Below are 22,036 nucleotides of genomic sequence, written 5' to 3' on the forward strand. Positions count from 1 at the left end.
TTCGTGTCCTAATCACGTATAGAATGAGTGAATATTCCGTATACTATTACTACTATTCAATTCAATCGCTAAAAAAGAAAGTAAAGCGCTCTTTTCTATAGAGTGACATTGAAGGAGTGACGCTTGATGAATTTTTATCCACGTATTTTTGATAAGAAACCTAAATTAACCTCTCGGATTCCACACGATGAACAAAGTGCTACTAATAAACTTGCTCATGAAATCAAGCAGTTTCTCCCGAGTAATATACAAGAAAGACCATTCGTCCTTATTTGTATCGGTACGGACCGCTCTACCGGTGATTCGCTCGGTCCATTAGTTGGAACCTTATTAAAAGAACGATCTATTCCTAACCTTCATGTATTCGGCACATTAGAAGACCCTATTCATGCAGTAAATCTATCTGAAAAACTGTCATATATTGAAGAACAATTTCCTAATGCTTTTATTATCGGCATTGATGCCTGCTTAGGGCGTGTAAAAAGTGTGGGGATTATTCAAATTGCTGATGGTCCTGTTAAACCAGGTGCTGGAGTAAATAAGGATTTACCTGAAGTTGGTGATATACATATCGCTGGCATCGTCAATGTGAGCGGGTTTATGGAGTTTATGGTATTACAAAATACAAGACTGAGCTTAGTCATGAATATGGCCAAAACCATTGCCAATGGCATCCACGAAGTAACGATGATGGAAAAAGCAAAATTTATCCCTATCGACTGGGGGAAAGAACAGACTTTATAATGTGACACAAGAGTTTCCGACAGACAATAAATATGAGAGCTACCGATACGTGACGATTTTCGTTTTTCCAGACGCAAATCGCCGCGTATTTTCTTTGGAATCGACATAAATAAAGACATTTTGGAAATCTGGTTTGATGAGGCTGAAATGCATTAAACCATGATGAAGAAAGGAAGCAGGTTGTGTAGTCTAACTGCTTTTGCCCATGAATCTCTCGAATATCTCATTCAACCCCTGTATGAAGACTTGAAACCAAAGAAAAAACGAACAATCCATGCCTATCAAGGATTGTTCGTTACCTAAATTAAAAGAAGTAATAGAAAGAAACGACAAGGGCGGTGACAAAAATACCCGGTAAGAGATTTGCTACCCTGATTTTTGTTAAGCCCATTAAGTTTAAGCCGATAGCAAAAATCATTAAGCCGCCTGTAGCTGTCATTTCTAGAATAAAGCTGTCCATCCACGCTTGGGGAATCCATTTATCAATTTGTGTCGCAAATAACGCAATCAATCCTTGATAGATAAAGACTGGGATGGCTGAGAATATGACACCGATACCTAAAGTGGTCGTTAAGATTAGAGCCGTGAAGCCATCTATAATTGATTTTGTATATAAGACCGAATGATCTCCACGAATCCCACTATCTAACGCACCGATGACACCCATTGCACCAATAACAAAAATTAATGTTGCTGTGACAAATCCCTGAGAGATGCTACCTTGATGATTGGATCCAATTTTATTTTCTAATAGAATACCGACTTGATTGAGTCTATCTTCTAATTTTAACCATTCTCCAAGCATCGCCCCAAAAACGAGGCTAAGAATGACCACTAAGAAGTTTTCACTCTTAAGCCCCATCTGTAAACCAAGTACCATTACTGCCAAGCCAATAGCTTGCATCACTGTATCTTTCATTTTTTCAGGGATACGATTAAGGAACTTACCGATTAATGTACCGACAATAATTAATAGTGAATTGACTACTGTACCTAATAAAAACATTAGAGCTACCCAAATATACTTTCTATCTTTTCATGATGTCTATCTAGCAAACGACTAAGCGGCTAGATGGATTCTTTTTGCTGATCTAAAAGATCCAGTATTCGCTCCAAATCGTCGTTAGAAAAGAATTCGATTTCTATTTTCCCTTTCTTTTTTCCTTTTTTAATATGAACGTTCGTGCCGAACCTTTCTCTAAGCGAAGATTCATGTGATTGAATAAACACATCTTTATTTTCCTTCTTCTTTGTTTCACGTGGAACTTTTTCGTTTAATTGCCCGATCCATTGTTCTAACTGCCTTACATTTAAAGAGTCTTTTAACACTTTTTCTACTACCGTATCCATAAGGGATTTTTTCTTTAACCCTAACAGCGTCCTACCATGACCCATCGTTAATTTTCCATCAGCAATCATCTCTTGTACTTTAGCTGGCAGTGAAAGCAAGCGAATATGATTAGCAATATGCGGTCGGCTTTTTCCTAATCTCTTAGCCAATTCCTCTTGTGTGATTTTTAGTTTTTCAATTAATAATTGATAAGCTGCGCCTTCTTCAATCGGCGTTAAATCTTCCCTTTGAAGGTTTTCTAATATAGCTAATTCCATCATTTGTTGTTCTGATAGATCGCGAATAATGACTGGCATCGTCTGCATATTTGCCTCTTTTGCTGCCCGATACCTTCTTTCACCAACAACAATTTCATAACCTTTAATACTTTTACGAACAATAATTGGTTGGAGGATTCCGTGTGTGAGAATCGATTGTTTTAGCTCTTCTATACTCTCTTTTGTGAAGATTTTTCGCGGTTGATACGGATTAGGACGTATTTCCTTAAGTTTGATTTCTTCAATTATTTCTTCACTTTCTTTGTCCACATTCGTAAAGAAGGCATTAAGCCCTTTACCTAACCCCTTAGCCATTTGTTAACACTTCCTTTGCTAAGTCTAAGTATACTTCTGCTCCGCGAGACTTTGGATCGTATGTGATAATTGGCTCCCCATGACTTGGTGCTTCACTTAAGCGTACATTTCTAGGAATCACCGTGCGATACACTTTATCTTGAAAGTACTTTTTCACTTCTTCAATGACTTGAATACCTAAATTCGTTCTTGCATCCAACATTGTTAACAAAACGCCCTCAATACGAAGATCTTGATTTAAATGTTTTTGCACAAGTCTCACCGTATTTAACAGTTGACTTAATCCTTCAAGCGCATAATATTCACATTGTACAGGAATTAATACGGCGTCAGATGCTGTTAAAGAATTGAGCGTTAGTAATCCTAGTGATGGAGGACAATCGATAATAATATAATCATAGTTTTCCTTCACGTCTTCTAAAGCTCTCTTTAACCGAACTTCTCTTGATATTGTTGGTACAAGTTCAATTTCCGCTCCTGCTAGTTGAATCGTAGCAGGTATTATATGCAGTTTCTCTACAATTGTTGGTTTGATGGCTTTACTTGCTTCTAAATCGTCCACTAATACATCATAAATGCAGTAATCCACTTCTGCCTTCTCAATACCAATACCGCTCGTTGCATTACCTTGTGGGTCTATATCTACAAGCAACACCTTTTTGCCCATAGAAGCTAGACATGCACCTAAGTTCACTGCTGTTGTTGTTTTTCCTACGCCACCCTTTTGGTTAGCTAAAGCAATCGTTTTCCCCACCTGAACTCACCTGCTTTCTTCACATGTTTGTTTTTCTACGTATGTAATCTATTAAAAACCCCTATTAAAGACATCATTGTTTTAGTACGCATTCACTTTTTTCGAACGCACGAATCTATTTTATCATGAACGTGAGGGGAAGAATAATTATTTTAAGAAAAATAAGAAAATCTTCCAGATGCTATTTTCTGGATAAAAAAAGAGCCATATCTCGCAAAAGTTGATTTGAGATTGGCTAGGTCATTTATTTTTTCTTTTTTGGAATTTTGATTGTTATTTGATAGAATTCATCAAATTCTTCTTCTTGTGAATCTAAGTTTATGCCACTATCAGAAACCATTGAAAGCGATTGGCGAATCGTGTTGACAGCAATACGCATATCTTTACTAAATGCTTTTCTTCTTGGTTTTGCCTTTGGTTGATCTTTTTCTAATAGCTTTACCACTCGGTCCTCTGTTTGCTTTACATTTAGCTGTTTTTCAACAACTTCAGCTAATAAGCTAACTTGCTTCTCGTGGCTTTTTAAAGGAATAAGTGCCCTTGCATGTCGTTCTGTTATTTCTTTTCTTAAAAGGGCTTCTTGTACTTCTTCTGGTAATTTCAACAACCTTAATTTATTGGCTACTGTTGATTGCCCTTTTCCTAGACGTTGTGCCAATGCTTCCTGTGTTAAGTTATGTAACTCTAGTAGCTTTCCATAAGCAACGGCTTCTTCAATAGGCGAAAGCTCTTCACGCTGCAAGTTTTCAATAAGCGCAATTGAGGCCGTTTCTGTATCACTCATATTCTTGACAATGGCGGGAACTTCTTCCCAACCCAATTTATTCATTGCACGCCAGCGACGCTCACCTGCAATAATTTCAAATTGATTGTCACCGTATTCTCTAACGACAATTGGCTGAATAATACCGTGAATATGAATTGTACGAGAAAGCTCTTCTATTTTCTCATCATCAAATATTGTCCGAGGCTGAAAACGGTTAGGAACGATTTGATCGATAGGGATCTTCTTTACCTCTTCCTGGCTTGCTAATGTCTCTGTCTCTGCCTCTTCCATTTCCATATCTGCTTGTTCGTCTAGCTTGTCTTCATTTGTTTTTTCCTTTTCGCCTAGGCCAAAAAGGCGTGAGAAAGAATGCTTCATCACCCTGCACCACCTTTACGAAACTCCCTATAACCTATTCTCTACAAAGTAGACAATTCCTGCGATTGTCTATCAATTTATAGTGATATAAAAAACCATATACGCTCAAATTCACGATTCAATCGGTGATTTATTAGGCGTTCCCGGCTTTCTTGGATATTTATTAGGGGTAGATTTTTCTTTCTTAATTACTAGAATGTTTCTTTCACTTTCTTCTTCTGGTAATGTGAAAGTGTGTGAATCTATCAGTTTACCACCAAAGGTTGTTATCGCTTTGTTTGCTTTATCTAGTTCTTGTTCAGCCCCTGCACCTTTCATAGCTAAAAAGGTACCACCGACTTTGACTAAGGGCAAGCATAATTCACTCAGTACTGACAATCTTGCTACCGCCCTAGCTGTGACAAGATCAAAGCTTTCGCGGTATTTTTTGTTTTTGCCAAACGTCTCCGCGCGATCATGTACAAATTCGACATGATCTAATCCAAGTTCTTCAGCTAAATGATTTAAAAAACCAATCCGTTTGTTTAATGAATCAACGATGGTCACTTGTATTTGAGGAAAGGCAATTTTTAAAGGGATACTTGGAAAACCAGCTCCAGCTCCAACATCACATACCTTTAACGGCTGGTTAAAATCGTAATAAAAGGCAGCTGAGATGCTGTCATAAAAATGCTTTAAATATACTTCATCTTTTTCTGTAATGGCCGTTAGGTTCATTTTTTCATTCCATTCAACAAGCGTCGAATAGTACAATTCATACTGTTCCATTTGCTGCTTGGAGAGGGAAATTCCCTTCTCCTCAAGCAAATGAACAAATTGTTCTGTATTCATGCGTTCAATCCTCTCTTATTCATTAGCCACTTTCGCAATTCTTCCTTGTTCTAAATAAACGAGTAGAATAGAAATATCTGCTGGGTTTACACCAGAAATACGAGATGCTTGTGCTAAAGATAGAGGACGCACTGATTTCAATTTTTGGCGTGCTTCAGACGCAAGCCCATTGATATCATCATAATCGATTTGATCTGGAATTTTTTTGTTTTCCATTTTTTTCAGTCTGTCTACTTGTTGTAATGATTTTTCAATATAGCCCTCATACTTAATCTGTATTTCTACTTGTTCTTTTACATCATCATCTAACTCACTCGTTGCTTTAGCGAGCTGTTCAATATGAGCATAAGACATTTCTGGTCTTTTTAATAAATCACTTGCACGTATACCATCTTTTAATTCACTTCCACCTAGGGATTGAATTAAACCTTGAACCTCAGCATTCGGTTTTAAAATAATCTTCTTTAAACGCATTTTTTCTTCTTCAATTTGCTGTTTTTTAGACAAGAATTTTTGATAACGTTCCTCACTAATCATGCCTACTTTATAACCTAATTCTGTTAAACGAAGATCCGCATTGTCATGGCGTAATAATAGACGGTACTCCGCTCTAGAAGTTAATAAACGATAAGGTTCGTTCGTCCCCTTTGTTACTAAATCATCAATAAGGACCCCGATATAGCCATCAGAGCGACTTAAGATTACTTGCTCTCTACCAAGTGAATGCAGCGCTGCATTCATCCCTGCCATTAGACCTTGACCGGCTGCTTCTTCATAACCGGATGTCCCATTTATCTGGCCGGCAGTATAAAGGTTTTTCACTTTTTTCGTTTCCAATGTTGGCCATAATTGCGTCGGTACAATGGAATCATATTCAATTGCATAACCAGCTCTCATCATTTGCACATTTTCTAAACCTGGAATCGTCCGCAAAATGTCTTGTTGTACATCTTCAGGTAAACTAGTTGATAACCCCTGTACATAAACTTCTTGCGTGTTTCTCCCCTCTGGTTCAAGGAAGATTTGATGTCTTGGTTTGTCATTAAAACGAACCACCTTATCCTCAATTGACGGACAATAACGAGGACCTGTCCCTTTGATCATACCAGAATACATCGGAGAACGATGTAGGTTATTGTCGATGAGCGTATGCGTTTTTTCGTTCGTGTATGTTAACCAACATGGCAGTTGTTCTGTAATATATTTAGTCGTTTCATATGAGAATGCTCTCGGTACATCATCACCTGGTTGTATTTCTGTTTTACTATAATCAATTGAATGACTATTTACGCGCGGTGGCGTTCCCGTTTTAAAACGAACCATATCAAAACCTAAAGCCTCTAGATGTTCGGACAACTTAATCGATGGTTGTTGATTATTTGGTCCACTTGAATACTTTAATTCTCCTAAGATAATTTCTCCACGGAGGAATGTACCGGTAGTAATAACAACAGATTTCGCATAATAAGTTGCGCCCGTTTGCGTAATAATACCTCTACATTCACCATCTTCAACAATTAAACTTTCCACCATACCTTGTAATAATGTTAAATTCTCTTGGTTTTCCAATGTTTTTTTCATTTCATGCTGATACGTAAATTTATCCGCTTGTGCTCTTAATGCTCTTACTGCGGGGCCTTTACCTGTATTAAGCATACGCATTTGGATATAGGTTTTATCAATATTTTTCCCCATTTCGCCGCCTAATGCGTCAATTTCCCGTACGACAATTCCTTTCGCCGGTCCACCAATTGAAGGGTTACATGGCATAAAGGCAACCATATCAAGATTGATTGTGACCATTAAAGTTTTTGCCCCAATTCGAGCTGAGGCAAGACCTGCTTCAACTCCTGCATGACCGGCACCGATAACAATAACGTCATATGAACCTGCTTCATAAGCCATTTCATTTTACCTCCCTTTTCTTTTTTTATATTTATATCAACGGTTTTTTTTCTTATTTTCCAAGACAGAACTGAGAGAATAACTGGTCAATTAAACTATCTTGTACACTATCTCCAATAATCTCACCTAGAATTTCCCATGTTCTTGTCAAATCTATTTGTACGATGTCAATCGGTGTGCCCAGATCAACACCCTCTATTGCGTCATTAATTGAATTTATCGCTTGGTGTAAAAGAGCAATATGTCTTGAGTTAGAGACATATGTCATATCTTCTGCTTCAATGGAGCCAGTAAAGAATAATTCAGAAATCGCCTCTTCAAGCTCGTTAATTCCTTGTTCTTCTAATAAAGAGGTTGTCACTAGCTTCTGATTAGCTGCGAGCTGTCTCACTTTTTCCATATCAATCTTTTGTTCTAAATCGGTTTTATTCACGATGACAATAACATCCATGCCTTCGACCGCTTTAAATAAATTCATATCCTCATCCGTAAGCTCATCCGAATAGTTCACAACCAGTAAAATAAGATCCGCTTCTTTTAATACTTGTCGTGATCTCTCTACCCCTATTCTTTCAACAATATCTTCTGTTTCCCGAATACCAGCTGTATCTACTAATTTTAATGGCACGCCTCTTACGTTCACATATTCTTCTATTACATCTCTTGTCGTACCTGGGATATCTGTCACGATCGCTTTATTCTCATGGACTAGGCTATTTAATAACGAAGATTTACCAACATTCGGGCGTCCAACGATTACCGTTGATAAACCTTCACGTAAAATTTTCCCTTGTTGGGATGTACGTAGTAACTGCTCGATTTCCTTTTTAACGAAGCTTGCCTTCTCTAATAGTAACTGATGGGTCATTTCCTCGACATCATCATATTCGGGATAGTCAATATTCACTTCCACATGGGCAAGTACTTCTAGAATTTCCTGTCGTAACCTTTGAATTAAGTTTGACAATCTGCCTTCCATTTGACCTAAGGCGACATTCATTGCCTTATCCGTTTTCGCTCGGATTAAATCCATCACTGCCTCCGCCTGCGATAAATCAATGCGCCCATTTAAAAAAGCACGCTTTGTAAATTCACCTGGTTCAGCTAAGCGAGCACCATTTGTCAACATCAATTGCAGGACGCGATTGACAGAAACGAGTCCACCGTGACAGTTAATCTCAATCACATCTTCTTTTGTAAACGTCTTTGGACCCTTCATGACCGAAACCATTACTTCTTCAGCAACTTGGTCAGTCTTCGGATCAATAATATGGCCATAATGAATTGTGTGAGATGGGACTTCTTTCAAACGTTTATCTCCCACACTTTTAAATAAATGATCCGCTATATCAAAAGCTTCAGGTCCGCTTAGCCGTACAATTGCAATTGCGCCTTCACCCATAGGAGTAGATATAGCAGCTATTGTATCAAGTTCCAAGCGGCTTCACCTCATTTCATTTTTATCTATAATTACTCATCCTTCAATCTATGAAAAAAATTATTTCCCAAAAAAACAGAATATCATATGCAAACAATTATTAAAAGCAAGATCATCCTCGTCAAAAATCCCCGAACTAAGGAAAATACCTGTTATCAACAGTATAGACAAATTTTTTTCTTCTAAAAATTATCCACAGAAACCAAGTCGGTATTATGCTCTATTTTAACTTATCCACATGTGAATAACAATCATACAATGCTGAATTCATTATTTTCCTCTTTGACCAATTCTTTGTGAAAAAAGCTGCGAATGTTTTCTAAGCTCTTTCGGAAGTTCCGAAAGAGTTCTGAAGTAATTGCGCGTTTATCCATAAAAAAAGAGCGTCCGCTTGGACACTCTCTATAAAAAATTAATTTTTAACTGGTGAAATGACAATATGTCGATGAGGATCATTGCCATCCGAATACGTTTCTACTTTCTTATCATGAGACAAAGCAGAGTGGATCACTTTTCTCTCATAGGAAGGCATAGGCTCAAGCGAGACCTTTTTACCAGTTTTAATTGCCTGGCTTGCTAATCTTTCAGCAAGCTGCACCAACGTATCAATTCTTCTTTGGCGATAGTTTTCTGCATCTAATATAATATTAAAATATTGATCAGAATATCTGTTGACGACAAGCTGTGTAAGATACTGCAAAGAGTTTAATGTTTGACCTCGTTTACCTATTAATAAAGCAATTTTATTACCAGATAGAATAAATTCAACATTTTTACCGTCTCTAACAGTTTCAATTTCAACCGGCGCGCCCATTTTCTCACTGACCTCTAATAAAAATTTCTCCGCTTCTGCAATCGGATCCATTTTCATCGTTGCTTTTATCACTGCAGGACGGGATCCGAATATACCAAGGATCCCTTTCCTTCCTTCATCGAGAATCTCTATTTCTACACGATCCTCTGTTGTTTGTAATTGAGCTAAAGCCGAATGTACTGCTTCATTGACGGTTTGTCCTGTAGCAGTTATTTCTTTCACTTTTTCGCTCCTCCCGCAGGTTGTGTTTCTTTAGATTTTTTTAAATCTGGACCTTTAATGAAATAAGTTTGTACAATCATAAATAAGTTACCAACTACCCAATATAGAGAAAGAGCCGCTGGGAAATTAATAGCAAAAATAACGATCATGATTGGCATTAACCATAACATCATTTTCATTTGCGTTGCCATCATTTCATTCGCACTAAAGTCTTGTCCAGCCATCATCATCTTCTGTTGAATGAACGTTGTAATACCTGCTACAACTGGCAAGATATAATATGGATCGGCATCGCCAAGATCAAACCATAAGAAGTTATGATTAGCAATTTCTCGCGTTCTTGAAATCGCATGATAGAATCCAATAAGAATCGGCATTTGTACTAACAATGGTAAACAGCCCGCCAATGGGTTTACACCATGTTTTTGCATTAATTCCATGGTTTCTTGTTGAAGCTTTTGTTGTGTCTTTTGATCTTTAGAACTATATTTTTCACGTAGCTTTTGCATCTCAGGCTGTACTGCCTGCATTGCTTTAGAACTCTTAGTTTGTTTAATCATCAATGGTAGAATTACTAGACGAATCAGAATTGTTACGACAATAATCGACAAACCATAGCTTCCGCCCATAAGGCCTGCAATTTTAATAATAAGCCATGATAGCGGATAAACGATGTATGAGTTCCAAAAGCCTTCACTCTCGGAAGTAATTGGCTCATTAAATTCAGTACACCCTGCTAAAAGTACGGTGACTAGAATTAGACCAACCAATAAAGGTATTCGCTTTTTCAACCGTTATTTCCTCCTTAATGCCTAGATAATATTGTTACAGTTTTTCTATCATCTCTTCATTTTTACTGAGAATCGAATAAACTGATTTTACTCATGGTATGTATTTTATCATCTTTTCCTCATATGTCATATGAATAAAAGATGTCTTTCCCAAATTTCATAAAAAAAAGCTCTTTTTATGAAATTATGACTTATTATTTCCATGTTTATGTGTTTTAACAACCCGAGAAAGCTTCAAAACATGCATTAAGCTTTTCTTAATTTCAAAAAAGCTCATTTCAGCAGTTGGCTTTCGTGCGATAATAATAAAGTCATAATTTGGTTTTAACTCTTGATCCAGCTCATGAAAGGCCTGTCTAATATAACGCTTGATTTGGTTCCTTTTGACAGCGTTACCAAGCTTCTTACTAACAGATAATCCTATTCTAAAATGAGACTGGTCATTTCTTTGTAAAGAATAAACAACAAATTGCCGGTTAGCAAATGACTTACCTTGTTTAAAGGCTTCTTGAAATTCTTTATTCTTCTTTACTCTAAATTCTTTCTTCATGTCATTTACACCTTCTTTTTCATACACGGTTCGTAACAGCTCATGTATAAATAAGTCTTATATTCTCTATTTGGGCAATCGATCAATCATGCGTTTACTCACTATTTTTACACTATTACGTGAAAAAAGACCACTGATTTTCAGTGGCCTAAGCAGATAATACTTTTCTTCCTTTACGACGGCGGCGTGCTAGAACGTTACGTCCGTTCGAGCTGCTCATACGGCTGCGGAATCCATGAACTTTACTTCTTTTACGTTTATTTGGTTGATAAGTTCTTTTCATTATATGACACCTCCCTGAGGAATAGCTGTTAAAGACAGTCTTATTAATTATATAGATGCTACCTAAAGATTGTCAACTATCCATCGGATGATTAACCTTTACGCGCAACTTTTTTCAAAAAACATCACTGTACTGAATTTTACTTTGTTTCGTCTCCAATGTCACCCTCATTTCAATAGTATTTTTTGGTTATTGGGGAAATCCATTGATTGCGAGCCTGTATAGCAATGATTGAAGGGATATTTTCTTATAAATTTTTTTAATAGCTGATTTTAAATTAGCCGTTTTGTTTTAACCTGTTTTACAAGTTTTTTGGACTTAGACTTTAGACCTCTTTTCATTCTCACGTTTTTGGATCAGACTTCACTTCTCGTTCCATGTCTAATTATGAGCATTGGCGACTTTCTCCATGCGAACAAGTTATACAAATTACCTTCATAATCATTCAACAGGTCTCATGGTCACAATTAAATTTATGTGTCATTATGATTGATTCCATTTTTGTTGTACTCATGATTCCTTTTGCATATCCGCTATAATCTAGTTCCATATTGTTTGTAAGTCCATTAATTTAAATGTCTTGTTTTTATAAGAAGACTGTCTTCCATCTATTTATCCACGTATTTATCATTCAGCATATATTTTTACTTGTGGATACTTTTTTCGACAAACTTATTTTATCCACACTACATATAGACAAGTTTTTCACAAAAACACTACCTGTGGACAATTGTTATAAACAGGTTGTTTCACTTGTGGATAAGCATTGAAAAAACGTTGCATGCTCTTGTTATTTCTGTTATCATATTTGTGTTTTCACACTTAATAACTGAACAGTATATATTTTATTATCCACAGATTGTGGATATCATGTGGACAGGTTATACAACCCCTATGTAAAAGGTTGTCCACAGGTGGTGGATATTGTCGAAATGTCGCCTTTTTTCCTTATTATATATTTTTCCACATCTTATTTTATTCATTTTTTCTATATAAACATTTTTGTGGGCATTTTCAGCCGTTATTTTCAAAGAAAAGGAGGGATCATCATTGGAAAATATATCTGACCTATGGCAGCAGGCTTTAGCAAAAATAGAAAAGAAAATTAGTAAACCAAGCTTTGAAACCTGGATGAAGTCAACTAAAGCACATAATCTTCAAGGAGACACATTAGTGATCAAAGCACCTAATGAATTTGCTCGAGATTGGCTAGAAGAGCGCTATTCTCCATTAATTTCCGAAACAATAAAAGAAGTTACTGGTGAACGACTCGAAGTTAAATTCATTATTCCGCAAAACCAGAACGAAGAAGAGCTTGAAGCCATCAGCCCGGCTAAAAAGAAGCCAGTCGAAGAGGAATCCCAAGACATTACCTTCAATATGTTAAATACGAAAAATACTTTTGATACATTTGTTATTGGTTCTGGGAATCGATTTGCCCATGCTGCTTCACTCGCAGTAGCAGAAGCACCTGCTAAGGCCTATAATCCACTGTTTATTTATGGTGGTGTTGGTTTAGGGAAAACACATTTAATGCATGCAATTGGTCACTATGTATTGGATCATAATCCAAATGCGAAAGTTGTCTATTTATCTTCTGAGAAATTTACCAATGAATTTATTAACTCTATTAGAGATAATAAAACCATTGATTTCCGCAATAAATATAGAAAAGTAGACGTGCTATTAATAGATGATATTCAATTCCTTGCCGGAAAAGAATCAACCCAAGAGGAATTTTTCCATACGTTTAACACATTACATGAAGAATCAAAGCAGATTGTCATCTCGAGTGACCGACCTCCAAAAGAGATTCCGACACTTGAGGATCGCCTGCGTTCTCGTTTCGAATGGGGACTGATTACAGATATTACCCCACCAGATTTAGAAACAAGAATTGCGATTTTACGTAAAAAGGCAAAAGCTGAAGGGTTAGACATTCCTAATGAAGTCATGTTATATATTGCCAATCAAATTGATTCTAATATTCGTGAATTAGAAGGAGCACTTATTCGTGTTGTTGCCTACTCATCACTTATAAATAAAGATATTAATGCAGATTTAGCTGCAGAAGCATTAAAAGATATTATTCCGAGTTCAAAACCTAAAGTTATTACTATTCATGAGATTCAAAAGGTTGTCGGAGGCTATTATAACGTTAAATTAGAAGATTTTAGTGCGAAAAAACGGACAAAGTCTATTGCTTTTCCTAGGCAAATTGCTATGTACCTATCTAGAGAATTAACCGATTTCTCTCTACCGAAAATCGGTGAGGAATTCGGGGGCCGAGATCACACAACAGTGATTCATGCCCACGAAAAAATCTCTAAATTACTTCATGCAGACACACAATTTCAACAGCAATTAAAAGAAATTAATGAATTACTTAAAGTATAATTGTGAATAACTACCGAATGATTATGCACAGTCTGTCCACATGTGGATAGGCTGTGTTTCCATTCATTTTTCTAGTTATCCACATGTTAACAAGCCCTACTAATACTTCTATTATTTTAAAATAAAAAATATATGTATATACATTGGAGGTTAATCATGCGATTTACGATTCAGAGAGATCGCTTAGTTCAAAGCGTTCAAGATGTTATGAAGGCCGTTACTAGTAGAACAACCATTCCCATTTTAACTGGAATTAAAATTGTTGCATCTGACGAAGGTGTAGCTTTAACAGGTAGTGACTCTGATATTTCTATTGAGTCATTTATTCCTAAAACAGAAGAAGATGAGGTCATAGTTAACATTGAACAACCAGGTTCAATTGTATTACAAGCAAAGTTCTTTAGTGAAATCGTAAAGAAATTGCCAACAGACCAAGTAGAAATTCATGTAGAAAATCATTTACAAACAGTTATTACTTCTGGTAAATCTCAATTCAATCTAAACGGTATTGATGCGGATGAATATCCTCATTTACCGCAAATTGAAGAAGATAATGTTTTTTCTATTCCGACTGACCTTCTAAAAGCAATGGTTAGGCAGACAGTTTTCGCAGTGTCCACCTCAGAAACACGCCCAATCTTGACAGGTGTAAACTGGCAGATTGAAGGAAGTGCTTTAACCTGTATTGCAACAGATAGCCACCGCTTAGCATTGAGAAAAGCAACGATCGAAACAGCATCAGAAGCATCTTATAATGTGGTTATTCCTGGGAAAAGTTTGAGTGAACTTAGCAAAATTCTCGACGATCACAACGATACAATTCAAATTGTTATTACAGAGAACCAAGTTTTATTTAAAGCGAAAAATTTATTATTCTTCTCTAGATTACTAGAAGGAAATTACCCAGATACATCACGATTGATTCCAAATGAAAGTAAGACGGATGTCGTTGTTACTACGAAAGCATTTTTACAAGCCATTGATCGTGCTTCTTTACTTGCACGAGAAGGTAAAAATAATGTCGTTAAACTTTCTACTGTTGATGATCAAGTCATTGAGATCTCATCTAATTCTCCAGAAATCGGTAAAGTTATCGAGGAGCTTCCGAGCATTTCGAAAGAAGGAGAAGACCTTAAAATTTCGTTTAGTGCGAAATTTATGATGGATGCTTTAAAAACATTAGAGGGTACAGAAATAAAAATTAGCTTTACGGGTGCGATGAGACCATTTATTATCACACCACTTAATGATGATTCAATCTTGCAATTGATTTTGCCAGTTAGAACATACTAAAGCTTTAGGTAAATAGAAATCCGAACAATCATTCAAGGAAGAGTGTGTTCGGATTTTTTTATTTAACTCATTCTACTTTGAATTTGCTTCCAGAATTTTCGCAATAAATGACTTCAATACTTAATAAAAGATTTACTTTGTGTATCACACAATAATTTAGTAAAATAAACTATTAGATACTAAAAAATAGAGAAGTACGATGTCAAATAACTAGAAAGAGTGCAATGATGAACAAAATACAAATTGAAACGGAATATATTACTTTAGGGCAATTTCTCAAAGTAGCTGATTTAATTCAGTCAGGGGGAATGGCGAAATGGTTTTTAGGTGAATATGTTGTATTTGTTAATGGGGAACAAGATCAGCGTCGTGGGAGAAAGCTAAGAGCAGGCGATGTAATCGAAATACCTGATCATGGCACATTTACAATTTCGAACAATTAAGGATGTAACCGCCTATGTATATAGAGCAATTACAAATAAAGGATTATCGCAATTACAATCAACTGTCGGTACAGTTTGATAATAAGGTCAATGTCATATTAGGTGAGAATGCACAAGGTAAGACAAACGTGATGGAATCTATTTATGTTTTAGCCATGGCTAAGTCTCATCGCACCTCAAATGATAAAGATCTTATTCGTTGGGATCAGGAGTATGCTAAAATAGAAGGTAGAGTAGTAAATAAACATGGTTCTCTACCTATGCAGCTTGTGATATCTAAAAAGGGTAAAAAAGCAAAGTGTAACCATATTGAACAACAAAAGCTTAGCCAATATGTCGGTAATATGAATGTTGTGATGTTCGCGCCTGAAGATCTCCATTTAGTAAAAGGGAGCCCTCAAGTAAGGCGTCGTTTTATTGATATGGAAATTGGACAAGTATCCGCCGTTTATCTTCATGACATTAATCAGTTTCAGAAAATACTCCAACAACGAAATCATTATTTAAAGTTGCTACAGTCACGTAAACAGACTGATCAGGCTATGCTTGATATTTTAACTGAACAATTTATTGAGATGGCTGTTAAAATAATCGCTAAGAGATTCGAGTTCATCTATTTGCTAGAAAAGTGGGCAATGCCAATCCATGAAGGTATTTCTAGGGGACTTGAAACGTTAAAAATTCAGTATAAGCCTTCTGTTGATGTATCAGAAGAACAAGATTTGTCGAAAATGAAGAATATATACCTAGAAAAGTATGAAAAAACAAAAACAAGAGAAATTGAAAGAGGCGTTACATTGTTCGGCCCTCATAGAGATGATTTGTTATTTCAAGTGAATGGGCGAGATGTGCAAACTTTTGGTTCTCAAGGTCAACAAAGAACCACAGCATTATCAGTGAAACTTGCTGAGATCGAACTGATTCACGCTGAAATTGGAGAATACCCTATTCTTTTATTAGATGATGTACTATCGGAATTGGATGATTACCGGCAATCGCATTTGCTTAATACGATACAAGGAAAAGTACAAACATTTGTAACGACCACTAGTGTCGATGGAATAGATCATCAGACTTTAAAAGAAGCAGCTGCGTATGAAGTGAAGGCGGGCAGCCTTAAAAAAATTCAATGAGGTGAGGCCTTGTATATTCATATTGGCGAGGATGTATTAATACGTGCAAAAGATTTGGTAGCCATTATTGATAAAGAAAGTGTCGGCTCTTCTATAAATGCAGAAGAGTTTTTGCAGCGTGATGACGCTTCTTATACCAATTTGGCTAAAGGTGTGTACAAATCAGTTGTGATTACAACCGATCATATATATTACTCTCCTCTTGCTTCGTCTACTTTAAAAAAGAGGACGAGGAAATTGATTGTTTAATGTCGATGATGAGCTAATAGAGTGAAAAAGAATGATATGCAAAATGGAAAGTGTAGGTGATCGATGTGTCAATGGATCAGGAAGCAATGGGGCAACAATCCTATGATGAGAACCAGATACAAGTATTAGAAGGTCTTGAAGCAGTTAGAAAACGTCCAGGTATGTATATCGGATCAACGAGTGGAAAAGGATTACATCATTTAGTATGGGAAATTGTCGATAATAGTATTGACGAGGCACTTGCTGGATATTGTGATGAAATTAATATAAGTATTCTCGAGGATAATAGTATTAAGGTCGTTGATAATGGACGGGGGATTCCTGTTGGGATACAAGAAAAAATGGGAAGACCTGCTGTAGAAGTCATTATGACTGTTTTACATGCCGGAGGAAAATTTGGTGGCGGAGGCTACAAAGTTTCTGGTGGTCTTCATGGTGTTGGTGCATCTGTTGTTAATGCTCTTTCTACTCAGTTAGAAGTCTATGTTCATCGTGACGGGCAAATCTACTATCAGAAATATCAACGTGGTGTACCGAGCGCAGACTTAAAAGTAATCGGTGAATCAGAAGTAACTGGCACAACCACAATTTTTAAGCCGGATGGTGAGATTTTCACTGAAACATTAGAATATGATTTTGATACATTAGCAACGAGGGTCCGCGAATTAGCTTTTTTAAATAAAGGATTAAAGCTTACTCTTTCAGATGAACGTGAAGAGAATAAGACCAAAGAATTCCACTATGAAGGTGGTATTAGGTCTTATGTAGAGCATTTAAATAAAAATAAAGAAGTACTTCATGAAGAGCCGATTTATATTGAAGGCGAAAAAGATGGTATTTCTGTTGAAATATCAATGCAGTACAACGATAGCTATACAAGTAATATCTATTCTTTCGCCAATAATATTCATACGTATGAAGGTGGAACACATGAATCTGGATTTAAAACAGCGCTGACGAGGGTGATTAATGATTATGCTCGTAAGAATGGCGTGTTTAAAGATAATGATGCCAACCTTACAGGTGAAGACGTCAGGGAAGGTTTAACAGCGATTGTTTCAATTAAACATCCTGACCCTCAGTTTGAAGGACAAACGAAGACGAAATTAGGCAATTCAGAAGCAAGAGCGGCAACAGATACGGCTTTTTCGGAAGCCTTTGAAAAATTCTTATTGGAAAATCCATCTGTTGCAAGGAAAATCGTCGATAAAGGTATGATGGCTTCAAGAGCTCGAGCAGCAGCTAAAAAGGCGAGAGAGCTAACAAGAAGAAAGAGTGCTTTAGAAGTTTCTAGTCTTCCAGGTAAGCTTGCTGATTGTTCTTCAAAAGATGCGTCTATTTCGGAACTATATATCGTTGAGGGTGATTCAGCGGGTGGTTCAGCTAAGCAAGGACGAGACAGGCATTTCCAAGCAATTCTACCACTTCGAGGAAAAATCCTAAACGTAGAAAAAGCACGGTTAGATCGAATATTATCTAATAATGAAGTACGAGCAATGATTACTGCGTCTGGAACAGGAATCGGTGAAGACTTTGATATTACGAAAGCAAGATATCATAAAATCGTTATTATGACAGATGCCGATGTAGATGGGGCGCATATTCGAACACTATTACTCACATTCTTTTATCGTTATATGAGACAAATCTTAGATGCGGGCTATATATATATTGCGCAGCCACCTTTGTATAAAGTTCAACAAGGGAAGAAAATCTCATATGCTTATAACGATCGCCAATTAGACGAGATTATGAAAGAGCTTCCGGCTACGCCGAAACCAAATGTCCAACGTTACAAAGGTTTAGGTGAGATGAACCCAGATCAATTATGGGAAACGACAATGAATCCGGAAACGCGTACGCTCTTACAAGTAAGCTTAGAAGATGCGATTGAAGCAGATGAAACGTTTGAAATCCTTATGGGAGATAAAGTAGAACCACGCCGTAACTTTATCGAAGAAAATGCGCAGTATGTGAAGAATTTAGATATTTAATGAAAGTCAGGATAGAGTTGGTTCTATCCTGCTTTTACATAGATATTGTCAATAAAATGTAGCCTAAGCAATAAGCTTTGTGCGATAGGGAGGTACCTATAGATGGCTGATACGCCTAAGTCCCAAATTAAAGAAATTAATATAAGTGAGGAAATGAGAACGTCATTCTTGGATTATGCAATGAGTGTTATCGTTTCCCGAGCCCTACCTGATGTACGTGACGGGCTAAAGCCTGTGCACAGAAGAATACTTTATGCAATGCATGATCTTGGCATGCACTCAGATAAACCGTTTAAAAAGTCTGCCCGTATTGTTGGAGATGTTATCGGGAAATACCACCCACATGGTGATTCAGCAGTATATGAAACAATGGTAAGAATGGCACAAGACTTTAACTATAGATATATGCTTGTTGATGGACACGGTAACTTTGGATCAATTGATGGCGACTCTGCTGCTGCCATGCGTTATACAGAGGCCCGTATGTCAAAAATATCAATGGAATTGTTAAGAGATATTAATAAAGATACCATCGATTATCAAGACAACTATGATGGAGAGGAAAAGGAACCGGTCGTGCTTCCTGCTCGGTTCCCTAATCTGCTTGTAAATGGTACATCAGGTATTGCTGTAGGAATGGCTACCAATATCCCTCCTCATCAATTAGGCGAAGTCATTGATGGTGTACTTACATTAAGTAGAAATCCGGAAATTACGATTCCAGAGTTAATGGAAATCATTCCTGGACCAGACTTTCCGACTGCAGGACTTATTTTAGGCCGTAGTGGAATTAGGAAAGCTTATGAAACAGGAAGAGGCTCTATTACTCTTAGAGCAAAGGTTGAAATCGAACAGAAATCAAATGGGAAAGAAGTTATCATTGTTAATGAAATCCCATACCAAGTGAATAAAGCAAGATTGATTGAAAAAATTGCTGACCTTGTACGTGATAAGAAGATTGATGGTATTACAGATTTACGTGACGAATCTGACAGAGATGGTTTACGAATTGTTATTGAAGTCCGTAAAGATGCCAATGCAAATGTGCTTTTAAATAATTTATATAAACATACGGCACTACAGACAAGCTTCGGTATTAATTTACTTGCTTTAGTGGATGGACAACCTAAAGTATTGAATTTAAAACAATGCTTAGAATATTATTTAGCCCATCAAGTTGTCGTTATAAGAAGAAGAACAGAATTCGAATTGCGGAAAGCGGAAGCAAGAGCGCATATTTTAGAAGGTTTACGAATTGCCTTAGATCATTTAGATGAAGTCATTAAATTAATCAGAGCGTCAAGAACTACAGATATTGCCAAAGAAGGTTTAATGACACAATTTGACCTTTCGGAGAAGCAAGCGCAAGCGATTTTGGATATGCGTCTACAGCGTTTAACTGGTTTAGAGCGTGAGAAAATCGAAGAAGAATATGCTAGTCTTATTCAATTAATTGCAGATTTAAAAGCAATCTTAGCAAGTGATGAAAAAGTATTAGACATTATTCGCGAAGAACTTACAGAATTAAAAGACCGTTTTAATGATGAACGCCGTACAGAAATTGTTTCCGGTGGTCTTGAGCATCTAGAAGATGAAGATTTAATTCCTCAAGAGAACATTGTTATTACACTTACACATAAAGGCTATATTAAGCGATTACCGGTATCTACTTATCGTGCCCAAAAACGAGGTGGAAAAGGGATACAAGGAATGGGAACAAATGAAGATGATTTTGTTGAACACCTATTGACTACCTCAACGCATGATCATCTCCTTTTCTTTACGAATAAAGGAAAAGTGTATCAAGCTAAAGGGTATGAAATTCCTGAATTTAGTAGAACAGCGAAGGGGATTCCTATCATTAACTTGTTAGGTATTGAAAAGGATGAATGGATTAATGCTGTTATTCCGATAGAGGATTTTGTGGATGATTGGTTCTTGTTCTTCACAACAAAACGAGGCATTTCTAAACGTTCACCGTTATCTTCATTTGCTCATATCCGTACAAACGGTTTGATTGCTTTAGGTTTAAAAGAAGAAGATGAATTAATCTCTGTACGTCTTACAAATGGAGATAAAGAAATTATCATCGGTACAAAAAATGGTCTCCTTATTCGTTTCCCTGAAGATGCGGTCCGTTCTATGGGACGTACAGCTACTGGTGTAAAAGGAATCACTCTGAGTGAAGAAGATGAAGTGGTTGGAATGGAAGTTCTAGAAGAAGGGGACAACATTCTAGTAGTTACGAAAAAAGGTTATGGTAAACAAACACCAGCTGATGATTATCGTATTCAGGGTCGTGGTGGTAAAGGAATTAAAACGGCCAATATTACTGAAAAAACTGGTGATCTCGTTACGATGAAAGCTGTACGTGGTGAGGAAGACATCATGTTGATTACTACTGGCGGTGTCATTATCCGTATGGGAGTAGAAGATATTTCAACTATGGGAAGAAACACGCAAGGCGTAAGACTTATTCGAATCGATGAAAGTGTGAATGAATTCGTCTCAACTGTAGCAAAGGTTGAAAAGGAAGAAGAAAAAGATGGAGAAGAGCGAGCAAAGCCACTTGAAACTGCAGAGGAATTGCCTGAAGAATCTATCGACAGTGAAGATGAAAGAGAATAAACAAATTGTTTAAATCAAATGAGTGCCGACACAATTCAAATTTTAAAATTGAATTGTGTTCGGCTTTTTTATTAGGATGAGATAATTTTAATGACTACCTTTAGCACACTACTACAGACTATACTAATAGGGGTTTATAGATTCTTTTAGGAGTATCAATGGAAGTATTTTTTGGTGTTAACTATGAATGAAATGGTCAATAAATTATTTTATAAAAATAATTGATGAATAATGCTTGCAAATAGTGGTTACTGCTGATATACTTATTCAAGTCAGCAAGAGGAAGACATGAAAGATTGATTGACATCAAAAAAAGATGTTGACTCAGATGACACGATATGTTATATTAATAAAGTCGCTTATGAAGCGAACGAGATTGTTCTTTGAAAACTGAACGAACATAAAACGTCAAGCGTAATTCTAAAAAAAGCTGATTTATCAGCAACAAAGCACCATAGGTGCAAATGAGCTAATCAAACACTTTATTGGAGAGTTTGATC

At 36.6% G+C, this 22,036-nt stretch carries 19 protein-coding genes; 8 read left to right on the plus strand and 11 right to left on the minus strand.

The window, feature by feature from the left end; genetic code table 11:
* Positions 1 to 126: 126 nt before the first annotated feature.
* A complete protein-coding gene (yyaC, locus tag U9M49_RS22385; protein ID WP_095371340.1) occupies positions 127 to 744 on the plus strand; it encodes a spore protease YyaC in 618 nt (205 codons plus the stop codon).
* Between the two features lie 304 nt (positions 745 to 1,048).
* Here the strand turns inward: yyaC and U9M49_RS22390 are convergent, their stop codons facing one another.
* The 11 genes from U9M49_RS22390 to rpmH all read right to left on the minus strand — a co-directional run bounded on the left by U9M49_RS22390 (position 1,049) and on the right by rpmH (position 11,399).
* Positions 1,049 to 1,750, minus strand: coding sequence for a DUF554 domain-containing protein (locus tag U9M49_RS22390; protein WP_095371339.1), 702 nt, complete (start codon positions 1,748 to 1,750; stop codon positions 1,049 to 1,051).
* Between the two features lie 62 nt (positions 1,751 to 1,812).
* A complete protein-coding gene (locus tag U9M49_RS22395; RefSeq protein ID WP_095371338.1) occupies positions 1,813 to 2,667 on the minus strand; it encodes a ParB/RepB/Spo0J family partition protein in 855 nt (284 codons plus the stop codon).
* The gene (locus U9M49_RS22400; RefSeq protein WP_095371337.1) at positions 2,660 to 3,421 is read right to left on the minus strand and encodes a ParA family protein; all 762 of its coding nucleotides are present in this window, start codon (positions 3,419 to 3,421) and stop codon (positions 2,660 to 2,662) included. The genes U9M49_RS22395 and U9M49_RS22400 overlap by 8 nt, the downstream gene beginning before the upstream one ends.
* A gap of 244 nt (positions 3,422 to 3,665) precedes the next feature.
* Entirely contained in the window at positions 3,666 to 4,565 is a 900-nt protein-coding gene (gene noc / locus U9M49_RS22405; protein ID WP_322910622.1) for a nucleoid occlusion protein, read from the minus strand.
* A 111-nt stretch (positions 4,566 to 4,676) separates the two neighbouring features.
* Positions 4,677 to 5,396 (minus strand): 16S rRNA (guanine(527)-N(7))-methyltransferase RsmG, encoded by a 720-nt coding sequence (rsmG, locus tag U9M49_RS22410; RefSeq protein WP_224937008.1) that lies wholly within the window; start codon positions 5,394 to 5,396, stop codon positions 4,677 to 4,679.
* Positions 5,397 to 5,411: 15 nt separating this feature from the next.
* Complete coding sequence (mnmG, locus tag U9M49_RS22415; RefSeq protein ID WP_322910623.1) at positions 5,412 to 7,301, minus strand: tRNA uridine-5-carboxymethylaminomethyl(34) synthesis enzyme MnmG; 1,890 nt, start codon at positions 7,299 to 7,301, stop codon at positions 5,412 to 5,414.
* Between the two features lie 52 nt (positions 7,302 to 7,353).
* Entirely contained in the window at positions 7,354 to 8,739 is a 1,386-nt protein-coding gene (gene mnmE / locus U9M49_RS22420; RefSeq protein WP_095371333.1) for a tRNA uridine-5-carboxymethylaminomethyl(34) synthesis GTPase MnmE, read from the minus strand.
* 412 nt (positions 8,740 to 9,151) lie between these two features.
* Positions 9,152 to 9,775, minus strand: coding sequence for an RNA-binding cell elongation regulator Jag/EloR (gene jag, locus U9M49_RS22425; protein WP_095371332.1), 624 nt, complete (start codon positions 9,773 to 9,775; stop codon positions 9,152 to 9,154).
* On the minus strand, positions 9,772 to 10,566 hold the full coding sequence (spoIIIJ, locus tag U9M49_RS22430; protein WP_095371331.1) for a YidC family membrane integrase SpoIIIJ: 795 nt from the start codon (positions 10,564 to 10,566) through the stop codon (positions 9,772 to 9,774). The genes jag and spoIIIJ overlap by 4 nt, the downstream gene beginning before the upstream one ends.
* A 184-nt stretch (positions 10,567 to 10,750) precedes the next feature.
* Positions 10,751 to 11,116, minus strand: a complete 366-nt coding sequence (gene rnpA, locus U9M49_RS22435) for a ribonuclease P protein component (protein ID WP_095371330.1) — start codon at positions 11,114 to 11,116, stop codon at positions 10,751 to 10,753.
* A 148-nt stretch (positions 11,117 to 11,264) separates the two neighbouring features.
* Positions 11,265 to 11,399, minus strand: coding sequence for a 50S ribosomal protein L34 (gene rpmH, locus U9M49_RS22440; RefSeq protein WP_016201470.1), 135 nt, complete (start codon positions 11,397 to 11,399; stop codon positions 11,265 to 11,267).
* Positions 11,400 to 12,449: 1,050 nt separating this feature from the next.
* On the opposite strand from rpmH, the gene dnaA reads away from it, so the two are divergent.
* The 7 genes from dnaA to gyrA all read left to right on the plus strand — a co-directional run bounded on the left by dnaA (position 12,450) and on the right by gyrA (position 21,536).
* Positions 12,450 to 13,796: a chromosomal replication initiator protein DnaA gene (gene dnaA / locus U9M49_RS22445; protein ID WP_095371329.1), complete on the plus strand. Its 1,347-nt coding sequence runs from the start codon at positions 12,450 to 12,452 to the stop codon at positions 13,794 to 13,796.
* A 156-nt stretch (positions 13,797 to 13,952) separates the two neighbouring features.
* Positions 13,953 to 15,089, plus strand: a complete 1,137-nt coding sequence (gene dnaN / locus U9M49_RS22450; RefSeq protein WP_095371328.1) for a DNA polymerase III subunit beta — start codon at positions 13,953 to 13,955, stop codon at positions 15,087 to 15,089.
* A 224-nt stretch (positions 15,090 to 15,313) separates the two neighbouring features.
* Entirely contained in the window at positions 15,314 to 15,532 is a 219-nt protein-coding gene (gene yaaA / locus U9M49_RS22455; protein WP_095371327.1) for a S4 domain-containing protein YaaA, read from the plus strand.
* Positions 15,533 to 15,546: 14 nt separating this feature from the next.
* Positions 15,547 to 16,665, plus strand: coding sequence for a DNA replication/repair protein RecF (gene recF, locus U9M49_RS22460; RefSeq protein ID WP_322910624.1), 1,119 nt, complete (start codon positions 15,547 to 15,549; stop codon positions 16,663 to 16,665).
* Positions 16,666 to 16,674: 9 nt separating this feature from the next.
* Positions 16,675 to 16,914: an extracellular matrix regulator RemB gene (gene remB / locus U9M49_RS22465; protein WP_095371325.1), complete on the plus strand. Its 240-nt coding sequence runs from the start codon at positions 16,675 to 16,677 to the stop codon at positions 16,912 to 16,914.
* Positions 16,915 to 16,985: 71 nt separating this feature from the next.
* Positions 16,986 to 18,908 (plus strand): DNA topoisomerase (ATP-hydrolyzing) subunit B, encoded by a 1,923-nt coding sequence (gene gyrB, locus U9M49_RS22470; protein WP_281203007.1) that lies wholly within the window; start codon positions 16,986 to 16,988, stop codon positions 18,906 to 18,908.
* 102 nt (positions 18,909 to 19,010) lie between these two features.
* Positions 19,011 to 21,536, plus strand: coding sequence for a DNA gyrase subunit A (gene gyrA, locus U9M49_RS22475; protein WP_322910625.1), 2,526 nt, complete (start codon positions 19,011 to 19,013; stop codon positions 21,534 to 21,536).
* The last annotated feature ends 500 nt before the right edge of the window (positions 21,537 to 22,036 follow it).

The organism is Cytobacillus sp. OWB-43 (assembly GCF_034651445.1).
In the GTDB taxonomy this organism is placed as follows: Bacteria; Bacillota; Bacilli; order Bacillales; family Cytobacillaceae; genus Cytobacillus; species Cytobacillus kochii.